Source organism: Neorhizobium sp. SOG26 (assembly GCF_003491345.1).
Classification (GTDB): domain Bacteria; phylum Pseudomonadota; class Alphaproteobacteria; order Rhizobiales; family Rhizobiaceae; genus Neorhizobium; species Neorhizobium turbinariae.
In genome coordinates, this window is sequence record NZ_CP025512.1 from 1,284,442 (window position 1) to 1,299,968 (window position 15,527).

The 15,527-nt window shown below is 60.9% G+C and carries 16 protein-coding genes; 10 read left to right on the forward strand and 6 right to left on the reverse strand.

Translation table 11 applies throughout. The features are described 5' to 3' along the window. The first annotated feature begins 51 nt into the window (after positions 1 to 51). The 3 genes from CYG48_RS06530 (at position 52) to CYG48_RS06540 (ending at position 1,493) form a co-directional block, all read left to right on the forward strand. Positions 52 to 342 carry a hypothetical protein gene (locus CYG48_RS06530; protein ID WP_118849624.1) on the forward strand — a complete coding sequence of 97 codons (291 nt, stop codon included), beginning with the start codon at positions 52 to 54 and terminating at the stop codon, positions 340 to 342. 90 nt (positions 343 to 432) lie between these two features. Beyond that, positions 433 to 936 carry a heme-degrading domain-containing protein gene (locus CYG48_RS06535; protein ID WP_118849625.1) on the forward strand — a complete coding sequence of 168 codons (504 nt, stop codon included), beginning with the start codon at positions 433 to 435 and terminating at the stop codon, positions 934 to 936. A gap of 2 nt (positions 937 to 938) precedes the next feature. Then, positions 939 to 1,493, forward strand: coding sequence for a DUF924 family protein (locus CYG48_RS06540; RefSeq protein WP_118849626.1), 555 nt, complete (start codon positions 939 to 941; stop codon positions 1,491 to 1,493). Positions 1,494 to 1,503: 10 nt separating this feature from the next. On the opposite strand, the gene CYG48_RS06545 is transcribed toward CYG48_RS06540, so the two are convergent. Beyond that, positions 1,504 to 1,755: a GlsB/YeaQ/YmgE family stress response membrane protein gene (locus CYG48_RS06545; protein WP_118849627.1), complete on the reverse strand. Its 252-nt coding sequence runs from the start codon at positions 1,753 to 1,755 to the stop codon at positions 1,504 to 1,506. Positions 1,756 to 1,920: 165 nt separating this feature from the next. Here CYG48_RS06545 and CYG48_RS06550 point away from each other — a divergent pair, with 165 nt between their 5' ends. The 4 genes from CYG48_RS06550 (at position 1,921) to CYG48_RS06565 (ending at position 8,644) form a co-directional block, all read left to right on the forward strand. Continuing rightward, positions 1,921 to 4,386, forward strand: a complete 2,466-nt coding sequence (locus CYG48_RS06550) for a mechanosensitive ion channel family protein (protein ID WP_245450433.1) — start codon at positions 1,921 to 1,923, stop codon at positions 4,384 to 4,386. A 127-nt stretch (positions 4,387 to 4,513) separates the two neighbouring features. Then, positions 4,514 to 7,027, forward strand: coding sequence for a GcvT family protein (locus tag CYG48_RS06555; RefSeq protein ID WP_118849628.1), 2,514 nt, complete (start codon positions 4,514 to 4,516; stop codon positions 7,025 to 7,027). Between the two features lie 153 nt (positions 7,028 to 7,180). Continuing rightward, positions 7,181 to 8,029 (forward strand): response regulator, encoded by an 849-nt coding sequence (locus CYG48_RS06560; RefSeq protein WP_118849629.1) that lies wholly within the window; start codon positions 7,181 to 7,183, stop codon positions 8,027 to 8,029. 15 nt (positions 8,030 to 8,044) lie between these two features. After that, positions 8,045 to 8,644, forward strand: a complete 600-nt coding sequence (locus CYG48_RS06565; protein ID WP_118849630.1) for a GGDEF domain-containing protein — start codon at positions 8,045 to 8,047, stop codon at positions 8,642 to 8,644. Positions 8,645 to 8,647: 3 nt separating this feature from the next. Here CYG48_RS06565 and CYG48_RS06570 read toward each other — a convergent pair whose 3' ends face one another. The 3 genes from CYG48_RS06570 to CYG48_RS06580 are packed head-to-tail and all read right to left on the reverse strand — an operon-like array spanning position 8,648 to position 10,302. Continuing rightward, positions 8,648 to 9,352 carry a retropepsin-like aspartic protease family protein gene (locus tag CYG48_RS06570; protein ID WP_118849631.1) on the reverse strand — a complete coding sequence of 235 codons (705 nt, stop codon included), beginning with the start codon at positions 9,350 to 9,352 and terminating at the stop codon, positions 8,648 to 8,650. Then, the gene (locus tag CYG48_RS06575) at positions 9,349 to 9,570 is read right to left on the reverse strand and encodes a DUF1289 domain-containing protein (RefSeq protein WP_118849632.1); all 222 of its coding nucleotides are present in this window, start codon (positions 9,568 to 9,570) and stop codon (positions 9,349 to 9,351) included. The genes CYG48_RS06570 and CYG48_RS06575 overlap by 4 nt, the downstream gene beginning before the upstream one ends. A gap of 18 nt (positions 9,571 to 9,588) precedes the next feature. Further along, positions 9,589 to 10,302 (reverse strand): adenosylcobinamide-GDP ribazoletransferase, encoded by a 714-nt coding sequence (locus CYG48_RS06580; protein ID WP_245450434.1) that lies wholly within the window; start codon positions 10,300 to 10,302, stop codon positions 9,589 to 9,591. A gap of 173 nt (positions 10,303 to 10,475) precedes the next feature. On the opposite strand from CYG48_RS06580, the gene cobT reads away from it, so the two are divergent. After that, the gene (gene cobT, locus CYG48_RS06585) at positions 10,476 to 11,507 is read left to right on the forward strand and encodes a nicotinate-nucleotide--dimethylbenzimidazole phosphoribosyltransferase (protein ID WP_118849634.1); all 1,032 of its coding nucleotides are present in this window, start codon (positions 10,476 to 10,478) and stop codon (positions 11,505 to 11,507) included. Between the two features lie 64 nt (positions 11,508 to 11,571). On the opposite strand, the gene CYG48_RS06590 is transcribed toward cobT, so the two are convergent. Beyond that, a complete protein-coding gene (locus CYG48_RS06590) occupies positions 11,572 to 12,570 on the reverse strand; it encodes a glycine betaine ABC transporter substrate-binding protein (RefSeq protein WP_118851525.1) in 999 nt (332 codons plus the stop codon). Positions 12,571 to 13,073: 503 nt separating this feature from the next. Here CYG48_RS06590 and cobU point away from each other — a divergent pair. After that, complete coding sequence (gene cobU / locus CYG48_RS06595) at positions 13,074 to 13,595, forward strand: bifunctional adenosylcobinamide kinase/adenosylcobinamide-phosphate guanylyltransferase (protein WP_118849635.1); 522 nt, start codon at positions 13,074 to 13,076, stop codon at positions 13,593 to 13,595. On the opposite strand, the gene CYG48_RS06600 is transcribed toward cobU, so the two are convergent. Beyond that, positions 13,592 to 14,377 carry a TSUP family transporter gene (locus CYG48_RS06600; protein ID WP_118849636.1) on the reverse strand — a complete coding sequence of 262 codons (786 nt, stop codon included), beginning with the start codon at positions 14,375 to 14,377 and terminating at the stop codon, positions 13,592 to 13,594. The two genes, cobU and CYG48_RS06600, sit on opposite strands and share 4 nt — an antisense overlap. A gap of 169 nt (positions 14,378 to 14,546) precedes the next feature. On the opposite strand from CYG48_RS06600, the gene CYG48_RS06605 reads away from it, so the two are divergent. Next, positions 14,547 to 15,518, forward strand: coding sequence for a nucleoside hydrolase (locus CYG48_RS06605; RefSeq protein WP_118849637.1), 972 nt, complete (start codon positions 14,547 to 14,549; stop codon positions 15,516 to 15,518). Positions 15,519 to 15,527 lie beyond the last annotated feature (9 nt).

Genomic DNA, 15,527 nt, shown 5'->3' on the forward strand with positions numbered 1-15,527 from the left:
AACCGAAGCTCTGGCTCGTGACTTCTTCCGGAAATGAAGGAGGAGTTCGTCATGTTGAGCAAGTTGATCGCAGTCGTGGGAATCGTTGCAGCCACTGCGGCACCTGTGCTGGCCCAGGCACCGACGACAGTTGCACCCGGCACGGAAACCCAAGTGCCTGCAACTGACCCCGCGGGAAGCGCCGTGACACCGCCTCCTGGTGTTTCCGATCCGATGGCGACGAACAGCACGACTGGCACGGTGGATCATGAGGATCACTGCCAGCCGCCCGGCACCAGGGCAAACAGCAACCCGAGCGCCGACAACCTGACCCTGCCGAGGCCGGACGCCTCCTGTAACTAACCTGCCGGAGACACGCAGCACCTGAACTGCTTTACTTGGCCTCCAATTGCCGCCATCAATGCCGCCTTGATCAGCCCGAAAGGAGAGAGCATGGCGGCGGCAGAGGAACGCGATATCGCGAAGATCCAGGAACAGGAACAGGCGCTGGTATTCGACAAGTTCGACCTGGGTACGGCCTTCGAGCTTGGCATGCTGTTGCGTGACATGGCGCTGGAAAAAGGCGTCGCGGTCGCAATCGACGTTCGCTTCCATTCGATGCCGGCCTTCTACCTAGCGATGCCCGGCACCACTGCCGATAACGAACATTGGGTGAGGCGCAAGCGCAACCTCGTGCTGCGCTTCTTCCAGTCCAGCTACGCGATTGGACGAAAGCTCGCCCACATGAATGACACGCTCGAGAGCCGCTATGGTCTATCGTCTGCAGACTACGCCAGCCATGGCGGAAGCTTTCCGCTGAAGGTGAACGGCGTAGGGTGCCTTGGCGCGGTGACGGTGTCGGGCCTGCCCCAGCGCGAGGATCACAACATGGTGGTGGAAGCGCTGTGCCGCATGCTTGGAAAAGACCTCGCCACGCTTCAACTGGAAAGGCAGTGACCATGGTTTCTGAAAGCAATGCGGCCGCGGAAGTCTATGCCTTCTGGTTCAAGGAACTGACGCGCAAGGACTGGTTCGTTAAGAACGAGGCTCTAGACGAGACGCTGCGAACACGGTTCCTCGATACACATCTATCCCTGGCTCGCGGTGAGATCGAAGGCTGGCGTAAGCATCCGCAGGATTGGCTTTCGGCGATTGTGGTGCTGGACCAGTTTTCCCGCAATATGTTCCGCGGGACGCCGCTCGCGTTTGCCGCCGACTGGATTGCCTTGCGGGAAGCTCGGCTTGCGTTGGAAGCCGGAGCGGACCAGCAGGTTTCACCCGACGAGAGGGCGTTCTTTTACCTGCCGTTCGAACATTCCGAAGACCTGGCGGATCAGGACCTTTGCGTTGAACTGTTTGCGAAGCTTGGGGACGCGGAATACCTGGACTATGCCGAGCGTCACCGGGCAGTGATCAGGGAATTCGGCCGCTTTCCGCACCGTAACGCGATCCTCGGCCGAGAATCGACGAACGCCGAGCTCGACTATCTAGCCAAGCCCGGCGCCGGTTTCTGAGGGAGATGCTTTATCGCCGGAACATTCGTGCCACGGCGATAAGGATGCAGGCACCAATAAAGCCGGCGATCAGGTAGCCGATCCAGCCGCCCAGCACGATGCCGAAGACGCCGAGAATCGCGTTTGCGATGATCGCACCAACGATACCGAGAATGACGTTCATGATGACGCCCATGTCGCTCTTCATGAACTTCTCTGCGAGCCAACCCGCGATGCCGCCGATGATGATGGCGGCGATCCAACCGATACCAGCTTCTTCCATGGTCCTTACCTCCGTTGCTGTCTTTCGCTCAGAGAACGCGACGGAATGTTCCAGGTTCCGCAAATTGTTCCAATTCTGTTTGCGGGTCCTCGGCGCCTCCTTCTCTTCGCCCAGAAGTCGCTCTAGTTTCTGGCCGTCGATTCCCAGCAAAGGACGAGCTTGACCTTGGGTAGATTCCATCCCGACCAGAACTCCCGCAGCCGCTGGCACCAGCGAGCCGTCATTCTCGCGCTGCTTCTCGCGGTCCTGCACTCGTCTCTGCTTCCGGGCGCCCCGGCATTCGCTCAAGCGCTGCAGCAGGTCGAGGCCCAGGAGACGGTGGACTCGATCAATGCGGAGATGCGTGACAAGGTCGATGCCATCCGCACCCAGCTTGAAGCCTTCCGCAACCGCATCGATAGCGCTCCGAGGGACGATGCGCGCCTGGCGGAATTGCGCGTCGAGGTCGACAACATCGTCAGCCAGATGCGGGCCGCATCTGACGCGATGCGGGCACGCGTCGAGCAGATCCAGGCACGGCTGCAGCAAATCGGCGAGGCGCCCAAGGAAGGCCAGACCGAAGAAGCGCCAGCTGTCGTGCAGGAACGGCAGAAGCTGATTGCGGAGCAGTCGCAGCTCAATCTCATCAGCGACGACGCAGCGGCGCTGGCAAACAATGCAACGCAGCTTGCGACCTACATCACCAATCTCCGGCGTTCGCTGTTCACCCAGACCCTGTTTCGCCACACCGAGCTGACCGGCAGCCTGTTCACGGATGCCGGCAATGCCTTCGTCACGGAGGTGAAAAATTTCGGCTCAACCTTTGGCAGTTGGTTCACCTTCGTCTGGAAGTTCAAGAAGTGGCAGCTGCTGGGTGCAATCGCGCTGTCGATCGCCGCCGGCCTGCTTTTCCTCTCGGGGGGATACAGGCTGTTCGGTCGCTTCATCAGGCGCAATGGCAGCGGGGACCCGACCTATATCAAGCGCTTGTCGGTGACTTTCTGGTCGACGGTTATCCAGACGGCGTCGATCGCCGCCTTTCTTTTGGCGTCGTACCTGTTCCTCGATGGCTTCAATGTCCTCCGTTCGGACGTTGCCTCCATCGTTGCGACCTTCTTTGGCTTCATCTGGTTGGTTTCCTTTGTCTGGAAACTCAGCAACGGCATTCTTTCTCCCAATGAGCCGCATTGGCGGCTTGTGCGCATCACCGATCGCGGCGCGCGGTTCCTGATGGTGGCCGTGCTGATGATGGCGATCGTCAACGGCCTCGACTACTTCCTCGCCGCGATCAGCGAGGCGCTGGGGTCGCCACTTGTCCTCACCATCGTCAAGAGCCTGATCGCATCGCTGGTCGTTGGTGCAATTCTCATCGCCATTTCCTTCATCAAGCCGCGCATTCGTGAAGGCGAAAGCGACGTGACCGATGTCGGCCATCCCTGGCCGCGGTTCTTCGCGATCCTGCTACGGGTCGTCGGTGGGCTGCTCATCCTCTCGGTACTGACGGGTTACGTGGGGCTGGCGCGGTTTGCATCGACGCAGGTCGTGCTCACCGGCGCCGTTTTCGTGCTCATCTATCTCGGCTTCCTGTCCGGCAAGGCGGTCTCCAAGCAGGGTGCCTTCCGCAATACCGGGGCCGGGCGAAGGCTTGCCGAGCGCTACCGGTTTGGCGAGGTTGCGCTTGATCAGGCAGGCCTTGCCGCCGGCCTCAGCTTCTATGCCTTCGCGCTGATCCTCGGCGTGCCCCTGATCCTGCTGACATGGGGCTTCCAGTTCGCCGATATCGAGGCGTGGATCTACCGCTTCTTTACCGAGATACGCATCGGCAACGTGTCGATTTCGCTTGTCGGCATCTTCGGAGGTATCGTCCTCTTCGGCATTGGCTTCGTCATCACCCGCTGGGTCCAGAAATGGGTGGATGGCAATGTGCTCGCCCGCAGCCAGGTCGATGTCGGTGTAAGAAACTCGGTCAAGACCGGCATTGGCTATCTCGGGATCTGCCTGGCGATCATCATCGGCGTGTCGGCAGCGGGCATCAATCTCTCGAGCTTCGCGCTGGTGGCCTCGGCCCTCTCGGTCGGTATCGGTTTTGGCCTGCAGAACATCGTATCGAACTTTGTGTCAGGGCTGATTCTGCTGGTCGAGCGGCCGTTCAAGGTTGGCGACTACGTCGTCACCGGCACGACGGAAGGTACGGTGAAGCGAATCTCGGTGCGCGCGACGGAAATCGAAACCTCGCGCATGCAGTCGATCATCATGCCGAACTCGGAACTGATCAACTCGCCGGTCGGCAACTGGACCCACCGCAACCGCATGCAGCGCTCCGAGATCCCGGTGTCGGTGAGTTACGATTCGGACCCGCAGAAGGTCATGGACGTGCTGCTGGAGCTAGTTGCCGAGATCCCGGAGGTCATGCGCAATCCGGAACCACACGTGGAGTTCCTGCGGTTCGGCGCCTCGTCGCTTGATTTCGAATTGCGATTCCACCTCGCCGACATGGGCGTGGGCATGCGGATCCGCAACGACCTGCGGATCGCCATCCTCAAGCGGTTCCGGCAGGAAGGCATCGAAATGCCGTTCCCGCAGCAGGAGATCGTCATCCATCGGCCCAAGCCGGCACTGGTCGAGGACGATGACGTTCGGGGCGGCGCGTGACGCTGTGAAACGACACAGTCGCGTGGGAACGATCGGCATGTCGTAAACAGGCGTTTGAGCCGTCTCGAGGAATTGCATAGTCTGGCAAAGATTATGTGTGGCCGCAGGGCCAAGAGGGGTTCATTCGATGAAGACACATGCACGGGCCGTCGTGATCGGGGGCGGCGTCGTCGGCGTATCGACGCTTTACCATCTGGCAAAGAAGGGCTGGAGCGACGCCGTCCTGATCGAGCGCAAGGAACTGACATCCGGCTCGACCTGGCATGCCGCCGGTCTCCTGCCGCTCTTCAACCTGTCTTATTCGGTCGGCCAGCTTCATAAATACTCGGTGCGATTCTATGAGGAGCTGCAGCAGGAAACCGGCATGAATGTCGGTTTTGCGAAAGTCTCCAACATCCGTCTCGCGCGCACCAAGGACCGCTGGGACGAATATATGTATTACGCCGGCATCGCCGAAACGATCGGTGTCAAGGTCAACATCCTGACGCCTGACCAAGTGAAGGAGATCTGGCCGCTTTGTGAGACGGAAGGTCTGCTTGGCGCGATCCAGCATCCGGACGACGGCTACATCCAGCCCGCGGACCTCACCCAGGCGCTCGCCAAGGGGGCGCGAGACCGCGGCGCCACGATCTACCGCAACACGACGGTGATGGCCATCGAACAGCAGCCTGACGGGCTCTGGAAGGTCATGACCGACAAGGGCGAAATCACCGCCGAACATGTCATTTCCTGCACCGGAAACTTCGCGCGCAAGACGGGCGAGATGGTCGGCATCAACGTGCCGGTCATACCGGTCGAGCACCAGTACATCGTCACCGAGCCGCATCCGGCAATCCAGGAGCGCCGCAAGCAGGGTCTGCCCGAGATGGGCGTGCTGCGCGAATCCGATAGCGCATGGTACATGCGCGAAGAAGCAGGCGGCCTGATCCTTGGGCCTTATGAGGTCGGCGCTCCCGTGTGCTACGTCGACGGACCTTCGGACGAAAGCGAATATGAGCTGTTCCAGGAAGAACTGGACCGCTTGATGCCGCATATCGAGACAGCGATCGCACGCGTGCCGGCCTTCGGCGAAGTGGGCATCAAGAAGGTGTATAATGGCGCGATCGCCTATACGCCGGACGGAAACCCGATTGTCGGACCCGCACCGGGTCTCAAGAACTTCTGGCTGAACGAAGGCCATTCCTTCGGTATCACGGCCGCCGGTGGGGCCGGCTGGCAGCTTGCCGAATGGATCGTTGATGGCGAGCCGACGGTCGACCTGATGGGCGTCGATCCGCGTCGTTTCGGGCCCTACGCGACGGAAGGCTACCTGATCGCCAAGAACGAAGAAGCCTATGCCAACGTCTTCACCATGCATTATCCGGATGAAGAGCGCGCGGCTGCCCGTCCGCTGAAGACGACACCGATCTACGACCGCCTGAAGAAGCTCGGCGGCGTGTTTGGCTCCGTTTATGGCTGGGAGCGGGCCAACTGGTTTGCGCCGGAAGGTTACGAGGTCCCGAAGGACCAACTCGGCGTTGGTGCGGATGTCATCACCAACCACAACTACGCGGCGCCGCTCGATGATGGACGCATTGTCGAAAAATGGTCGTTCCGTCGCTCGAACTATTTCGAGCATGTCGGCAACGAAGTGAAGAACGTGCACGAGAATGTCGGCGTGCTCGACATGTCGCCGTTTGCCAAGACGGAAGTCTCCGGACCCGGCGCACGTGCCTGGCTCGATTCGATCCTTGCCAATGCGGTGCCGAAGAAGCGTGGCCGCATCGCGCTGTGCCACGTGTTGACGCCGGCCGGTGGGGTGCGGGCAGAGTTTACCGTCTACGAATGGGCGCCCGGCCGTTTCTACCTCGTATCTGCCGGCGGACTTGAGGCCCATGACCACGACCTTCTCCACCGTCTCGCACCGACCGATGGCAGCGTCGTGCTCCAGCCGATCACTCAGAAATATGGCGTTCTCGTTCTTGCCGGACCGAAGTCTCGTGATGTGCTGAAGAAGCTCACCCGCACGAGCCTCGACAACAAGGACTTCCCTTGGCTGACGGCCAAGCCGATCTCCGTCGGTGTTGCCACCGCCCATGCACTGCGCGTCAACTTCGTCGGCGAGCTTGGCTGGGAACTGCACCATCCAATCGAGATGCAGGCCTACATCTTCGACAAGCTCATGGAGGCAGGTGCCGAGTTCGGCATCAAGCCGTTCGGCATCCGCGCGATGGTTTCGATGGCGGCAGAAAAATCCTACCGCAACATGGGGCGCGAACTGTCGATCGAATACAATGCCTACGAGTCGGCGCTCGACCGATTCATCCGCCCGGAGAAGTCGTTCATCGGCCGCGACGCGATGCTCACCTACAAGGAAAAGGGCCTTAAGTGGAACTTCGTGACGCTAATCGTCTCTGGCAATGACGATGTCGATGCGCGTGGCTCCGAGGCAATTTACAATGAAGCAGGAGAACTTGTCGGTCGTGCCACGAGCGGCGGTTACGGATGGCGCATCGGCAAATCGGTGGCGCTGGCTATGGTGAAGCCGGACCATGCCGCCGAAGGCACCAAGCTCAAGATCAAGATCCTTGGCAACACCTATGATGCCGTGGTCGTGCCCGAAAGCCCGTTTGATCCGGAAAACGCGGTACTGCGGGCGTGAGATAAGCAGCCGCTAACCCATCGTTGACCTTAACGAGCGGTCGCAAGGCCGCTCGTCCTGTTTTGGGCCAGGGGCAGTTTCCGGATTAACTCATATTCAAACCGTCGGCCCTATTGCTGCTCCGGAAGGGGTCTTTCAAGCAATAGGGGCATCATGACTTTCCTCGGCATATCCGGGATGCAGTATTCCGGCCAATCTCTGGCAAATTCCCGTATCCTGCTCGCGGAGGATTCGAACGTCTTCACCTCGATGATCGGAACGCGGCTGAAGGAGCTCTTCGGCATCGACATCGAGATCTGCCGCAATTTCGAGGAAATCCAGCTGGCCTACGACCGTTCCAGCGAACCGGTCACGCTCGCCATCTCCAACATCAACCTTCCCGGAGCTGAAAACGGCGAGGCGCTCGAATACCTGATCGATCTTTCGATCCCCACCATCGTTTTTACTGGCACCTTCCACGAAGAAACGCGCGACAAGCTGCTGACCAAGGAGATTGTCGACTACATCCTCAAGGACAATGTCTTTGCCGTGGAAATGCTCGCCGAATCGGTTTGCCGCTTCCTCACCAACCATCGCCATCACGTGCTCATCGTTGATGATAGCCCAACAGCGCGGGCGCTACTCTCAAGCCGCCTGAAACGCTATAATTTCCGCGTCAGCCTGGCCGACAGCGGTGCCAAGGCGCTGGAGATCCTCAAGAAGAACCCCGATATCGGCCTCGTCGTCACCGACTACAACATGCCGGACATCGACGGTTTCGAGCTGACACGCCGCATCCGCTCGGTGCGCGGGTCGCACGAACTGCGCATCATCGGCGTTTCATCCTCGTCCAACCGGCTGCTGTCAGCTCGGTTCCTGAAAGCGGGTGGTAACGACTTCATGCTGCGTCCGTTCATCGACGAGGAGTTCTATTGCCGCGTCAACCAGAACCTGGACACGCTGATCCAGATCCGCACCATGCAGGCGAAAAGCCAGGGCCGCCCGGTCAAGAACGTGGCCTGACACCGGGACTTTCGCATGCCGTATTTGCAAAGCCAGCACTTCCGTTCCGTGCAGCAGCTGAATCATTGGCTGAGCGCAAAGCCAATGGAAGACGAGGGTGCCGCCGTCGACACCTTGACCGGACTGCCGACGTTGGGAGAGTTTTACCGGGCAGGCCCGGCACGTATTGAAGATTGCCTCGCCAAGGGCATCGCCTGCGCCGTCGCTATCATCGATATCGATCATTTTCGAAGGCTGGTCGAAACTCATGGCGAGGAAGCCGCGGACAAGATTGTCCAAGCCATAGGTGCCCGTATTGGGGCGGCGATTGAGGGTACCCCGCATCTCCTGGCTCGGCTGGACCAGGATGAGTTCGGGCTGCTTCTCATCGACATCGACACAATCGCGGCGACCGAGTTTTGCGACAATCTACGGGAGGAGATCGGTGAGGAGCCAGTCCTGGTTGGCGACTGTGAAATTTCAGTCACGGTGTCCGTCGGCGTCGCAGAGGTTTGCGGGCCGGAGACCTTCGACAATTACCTGAATGGTGCCGAGCAGTTTCTTTTCATGGCGAAGAGCTACGGCCGCAACCAGGTTCTCTCCGATCACACGGTCGCTCTACAGGCCGCAAAATGATCCTCAGTTTCTGAGGCGAAGCTCGTCCGTTTGCATCTGCAGCGAGCCGAGCGTCGACAGGAAGCTCATGCCCAGCAAGCTTTCACCGAGCCTGCCGTCTTCGGCGACCATGGCGCGAATGTTCTTGCGTTCGATCGGGCCGATCGAGATCTGCTCGAGACGAACCGGTGCCGCCTGGGCACGGCCATTGGCGGTCATGACCGTCACGCTGAAATCGAGCTTACCCGGATCGATACCAATCGCACGGGCATCGTCATAAGACAGCACGACAGTGCTCGCGCCGGTATCCACCAGCATCGGGATCACTTGGCCGTTGACACGGACATTGGTCTGGAAGTGGCTGCCGCGTGTCTTGTGGATCACGACCTCGTTCTGGCCCTCGCTCGTTGTCACCACCACGGCGGTACCGGGTAATAGGCCCGCTGTCATACGGGCGGCGACATTGCGGGCATCATCGCGGTAGAGGTAGAGCGCCACGAGCGCGAGCGCGATGAGCAGCCAGATGGCGATGTTGCGCAGCACCTCTCCACCATTGCCGCGACGCCCGGCAAGAATGCCGACGGAGAGGAGACCGAGGATCGGCAGCGAGTAGATCAGATGGCCGAAGTCGTCGTTGGCCATGCCAAAGGTCTGGCCGCTGTCGTGGTTGAAGACCAGGAGCGCAAGGCCGGCCGCCAGGAAAAGAAGAACGAGGGTGAGACGGTTCATGCCGTGCCGCGCTCCTTTGCCAGTCGCTGACGCTTGGTTTCGCGTCGCGGACGCCGCTCCACCGTCTCGAGTCGCTGCGGCAGTCGCTCCATCAACTGGCGGCGCTCACCATCCGTGTAAGCCGTCCAGCTTGCGATCTCGTCGCGCGTGCGTCCACAGCCGAAGCAGTAGCCGGTTTTATCATCAATGGCGCAGACAAGAATGCAGGGTGAAATCATAGACCTTATATCAAGGCTTCAGAGGGTGAGAGCAAGCGTGGCCAACATCACGATCTCGCTTATCTGCTGCGTCGCACCGATCGTATCACCGGTATGGCCGCTGATTTTCTTGCGGGCCCATCGGGTGAACCCGACGGCCGCGATGCCAACGACGATCAACGAAAACACTGTCCTGGGAAGGCCGAAACACGGCACAAGGAGGAGCAGGGCGAGGACAACAGCCGTGAGAAGCGCCACATTGCGTGCACTTTCTTCCGGACTTCCGGCGCCGGCGGCGACACCGTTCACCCGTGCTGCGGGCAGGGCATGCCAGTGCGCTACCATGGCACCGCGGCTGACAACCGCAGCAGCGAGGAGGGCAAGCGCAGCAAAGCCTGAGTCGTTCAGGATGATTGTCGAAAGGGCGGAAGCACGCAGGCCGAATGAGAGGATCAGTGCGGCGACGCCGTAGGCCCCGCTGCGGCTATCCTTCATGATCGAGAGCGCGTGCTCGCGATCGCGGCCGCCGCCAAGGCCGTCGGCGGTGTCCGCCAGACCATCTTCGTGCAGCGCGCCCGTCAGGACCGCCATCACCGCAAGAGCGACGAGACTGCTCAGCAATGCGGTTTCAGGACGGGCAATGAGCAGCAGCACCAGGCCGGGCAGGGCGGCGATGACCAGTCCAGCCGCCGGGAAGGCGCGCACGGCGCGCGACACGCTTCCGTCATAGCCCTTGAAGAACCGGTCCGGCACGGGCAAACGACTCAGGAAACCGACGGAGCGGCCCAGATCAGCAATAAATTCCGTCGCGTTTGGCAGTTGTCCCTCCTCGGCTACCCGACTATGAGAGGCACACAGAAGCGCGATTTGGCGCTGAACACAAGCGGCCATCAAGTCGAAGCGGCCGGTGATGAGAGAGACTTTCCATGAGCGTGAGCGGCTTACCTTTCGATGACTTCCGAGTCCTGTTGCAGAACCTACCGGGCCCCGATTCGCATGCACTGGTTGCCGCCCGCGAGCGCGACTCGCAACTGACGAAGCCGCCGGGCGCGCTCGGCCGTCTTGAAGAAATCGCGTTCTGGCTGGCGGCCTGGACGGGTAGGACTCCGGCGGTCAACCGTCCGCTCGTTGCGATCTTCGCCGGCAACCATGGCGTCACCCGCCACAACATCACGCCGTTTCCGTCGTCGGTCACGCAACAGATGGTGGAGAACTTTGCGGCCGGCGGTGCTGCGATCAACCAGATTTGCGTGACCCACGACCTCGGGCTGAAGATCTTCGACCTGGCGCTGGATTATCCGACCGGTGACATCGCTACCGAAGCCGCCCTTTCGGAGCGCGACTGTGCCGCGACCATGGCGTTCGGCATGGAAGCGATTGCCGGCGGCACGGATCTCCTGTGCATCGGCGAAATGGGGATCGGCAACACGACGGTCGCGGCTGCGATCAATTTAGCGCTTTACGGCGGTGAGGCCGAGGATTGGGTCGGTCCGGGGACTGGCTCCCATGGCGAACTCCTGGAGCGCAAGATTGCGGTGGTGAAGCAGGCAGTCGACCTCCACAAGGATCACCTGAATGATCCGCTGGAGGTTCTTCGTCGTCTTGGCGGCCGTGAAGTCGCGGCCATCGCCGGCGCTATCCTCGCGGCTCGCATGGAAAAGATCCCGGTGCTTCTGGACGGCTATGTGGTGACGGCTGCTGCCTCGATTCTCAAGGCGGCCAATCCCGCAGCCCTCGATCATTGCCTGATCGGCCACGTCTCGGGCGAGCCGGGTCACCTGCGCGCGATCGAGAAGCTTGGCAAGACGCCGCTCTTGGCGCTTGGCATGCGGCTGGGCGAAGGCACGGGCGCTGCGCTCGCCGCTGGGATCGTCAAAGCGGCTGCCGCCTGCCATTCCGGAATGGCGACTTTCGAACAGGCTGGCGTAACCAACAAGGAAAACGGCCACAGCCACTAACTGGTGGTTTCAAAACGAGTTGGGCTGTCGCGGCCGCAGTGGCTGCGACGCTCACATTGGCGGGTTAGAGCGACGCCTTGATCTTCTCGGCGACGTCTGCCGGAACCCACTTCGTCCAGATCTCAGGCATGGACTGCAGGAAGTGGCGGGCCGTCTCCTCATTGGAGCGCTTGTTGTCCGACTGCCACGCAAGCAAGCTGTTGACGGTGGCGTTCGTCCACCGGCGCTTCCTTATGTAATCCATCGCCGTCTCCGCCCGGTTCGCAAAGTCGCGCGTCACGATGCTGAAGGCCTGCGAGGTCGGGTAGGAGTTGATCTTTGGGCTCGTCGCGCAATCCGGCACCACGGTGCAGGCATCCCAGTCACTCTTATCGTGGGGTACGCTGAACGACAGCTTGACCATCTGGTATTTGCCGAGGATGGCCGTGGGCGCCCAGTAATAACCAAGCCAGCCGGTCTTGTTCGCAAATGCCTTGGCGATGGATTCGTCCAGGGCTTCCGCTGACTCAGGCAATACTAGCTTGAAGCCCTTCTCGTCTGCCCCGAGCGCCTTGAAGAGGTTCGCCGTCGAGACACGGCAACTCCAGCCGGTGGGGCAACTGGTGACCGCACCGACTGCCGGATCATCTTCCGCGGGAAAGAGTTTGGGGTTCGCCAGCGCCTGCTGGACGGTCTTGATCTCGGGATGGGCATCGGCGACAAACTTCGGGATCCACCACCCCTCGACCGCGCCATCCTCCAAGATCTCGGCGCCGATCACCAGACGAGAGTCTGCCACCGCTTTTTCAAGCTGCGGCCGAAAGGAATTCACCCAGAGCTCGGGCGCGATGTCCGGTTCACCCTTCTCGTTCATCGCCCCGAAGGTTGTGATCGTCCCGCCCGGAACGAGGGTGACCTGGCAGCCATAACCATTTTCGAGCACGATCTTGTCGAGATGCGCGGCAACTGCTGCGGAGCCCCAGTTCATCTCGGCGATGGACACCGAACCGCATTCAGCCTGGGCGTGCGCCGGATCAACATAGAGGGCGGCGGCGAGCAGCGTTGCCGCGGTCACCACGTTCAGCTTCAGAATGCGCGAGAGATGGCGCTGCAAGGCGAACTCCCTTGTAAAATTGGCCGCTTAGTTCTGCCGGCTCACATGTCGGGTAATGTAGCGGAGAGACAGCATTTGCCAACCGCGCAGACTGCATCGGCGATCAGATTAACGTCAACGACGTCAGGATCATCCCGTGTCCCAAGGAGGCGGCAGATCAGAATTTCGCTTCCGCTGATTTTTCTCGAGTCAACCCAATGCCGATAACGATCCGGTAACGATGTCGGGCTATTGGTGTGCGTGCAGGCAGTTGAGCCCGCACACGGCGCCGGTCTTAGGTATTGCGTACCGGCTCCCCCTGTCTCCGCTGGAGATAGTGTCGCCCGCGTCTTGTCTTTGGGGCAATTGACACTCATATGGAATGCCTGCACACATTGCTGTGCAATGATCCAGAGCAAACATCACCAACAGGGCCGGACGCCTCCTTATCTACGAATCGTCCGGCTTCCTCTGGCCAAGGCTTTCCCATCTTCATGACTCGAACCGGCCACGTCACGCTTGTCCTGGGCGGCGCTCGTTCCGGCAAATCCGCTTTCTCCGAGAAGCTGGCGATCGAAACCGGACTCACGCGGCATTACCTGGCGACCGGGCGTGCCTATGACGACGAGATGCGCGAGCGAATTGCGCGCCATCGGGTCGATCGAGGCGAGGGTTGGCAGACACATGAGGTGCCGATGGATGTTGCGCGCGAACTTTCCCGAACTGTAAATCCTGACACTGTCATCTTGCTCGACTGCCTGACGCTTTGGGTCACCAACCTGATGATGGAGGAGCGCGACATCGAGGCTGAAGCTGCCAGGTTGCTTGGCGTGCTGGCGGAAGCAGAGGGACGCGTGATCCTCGTGTCGAATGAGGTTGGCCTCGGAATTGTGCCGGAAAACCGCATGGCGCGGGAATTCCGGGACCACGTCGGCCGGCTCCACCAGAAGATTGCGGCACAGGCGGACGAAGTGTTTTTTATCGCCGCTGGGCTGCCGCTCAAGATGAAGGGCTAGAAGCCCAGCCAGAGCCTCAAAGGATGCATGGGATCGGCGACAAGCTTGGTGGCCAGCGCCAGGCACGAGATCACCAGCAGCGGCTTGATCAGCTTTGCCCCGCTGCGCATCGCAAGTCGTGAGCCAACCTGAGCGCCAAGAAATTGCGCTGCCCCCATCATAAGCCCGAGCTTCCAGTACACCGAACCCGCGACCGCAAACACCACGAATGACCCGAAATTGGAGCCGAGGTTGATTAGCTTCGTGTGCGCCGTCGCCTTCAGCATGCCGAAGCCTGCGAGAAGCACGAAGCCAAGCATGTAGAACGAGCCGGCGCCGGGGCCGAAAAGCCCGTCATACAGCCCGATCAGCGGCACGAAGGTGATGCCGAAAATGAGCGGTGTCACCCGGCGGTGACTGTCGACGTCATTGAGGTTCGGTTTCAGGGCGAAGAACAGCGCGATCGCAATCAGCAGGAAGGGAATGGCCGCGGCAAGAAACTGTGCCGGAACCATCGCGGCGAGGACCGCGCCAGTCGCTCCACCCACCACCGCCATGGCCGCCATCGGCAGCTGCCGTTTCAGGTCGACATGGCCGCGTCTTGCATAGGCGATCGTCGCCGAGGCCGCACCAAACTGAGATTGAAGTTTGTTGGTGCCGAGGGCCTCCAAGGGAGGAATGCCCGCGAGCAGCATTGCCGGGATGGCGATGAGACCGCCGCCGCCGGCGATCGAATCTACAAAGCCGGCAAAGAACGCTGCCGCAAGCAGCAGCAGGATCAGGTGGGGAAGGAGATCAGGCAAGGGAGGAACTCGGCGATGCGGGGTATGCGGGATGGTGCGCGGCGCTTCTCGCACCGAATCGTCGCGTCCGCAACTGCCACGCTGGACGGCCTTACAGCGCGGACCGGGATTGCACTGAATGCGTTTGGCGTTATGGTGCGCGCCTCAAGAGGTCGCATAGGAATAGCACATGCATAAGGTCATTTTCGATACGGATCCGGGCGTCGATGATGCGATGGCACTGCTCTTCCTGCATCGCCACCCGGAGATCGAGCTTCTGGGCGTCACCACCGTCTTCGGCAATGTCGGTGTGGACCTGACGACGCGCAACGCCCAGTTCCTGCATCGCGAGTGGGAGATCACCGCTCCGATCGCCAAGGGCGCTGGCGCAACACTCGATCCGGCGCGCACCGACGACCGCGCCGCTTCGGTGGTCCACGGCGCCGATGGGCTCGGGAATATCGGCGTGCCTGACGTCATCGACTGGCCGCTCGATCCGCGCCCTGCTTACCAGTTCATCATCGACACCGTGCGGGAGAACCCGGGAGAGGTGACCCTGATTGCGGTTGGACGCATGACCAACTTGGCGCTTGCCGTGCAGGCCGATCCGGAAATTGCCGGGCTTGTGAAGGAAGTGATTGTCATGGGTGGCGCCTTCGACGTGAACGGCAACGTCACGCCGGCCGCGGAGGCCAATATTCATGGCGACCCGGAAGCTGCTGACCTGATCTTCATTACGCCGTGGAAGGTCACGATCGTCGGCCTCGACGTGACCATGAAGACGATCATGTCCAGCCAGTACCTCGCCGAGATGGTGGCTGCCGGCGACAAGTCGGTGAAGCTCCTGTCGGACCTCTCGCAATATTACATCGACTTCTACAGGAACCGCGTCGGAATCGACGGCATGGCCGTCCACGACAGCACCGCCTGTGTTTACCTGGTGCGGCCGGATCTCTTCACCATCCGCAGCGGACCTGTTCGCGTGGTTTGCGGCGGACTGGCGGATGGCGAAACGATCCAGGCGCCGGACAGCGGCCGCAAGTTCCTCGGCACGGCCTGGGATGGGCAGCCGAGCCAGTGGGCCTGCACCGGCGTTCAGGCGCAATCCGTGCTTGAGGTGATCCGGGCAGCCATTGTAGAGCAGCGAGCTTCAGCTGCCTGACAGGCAGCC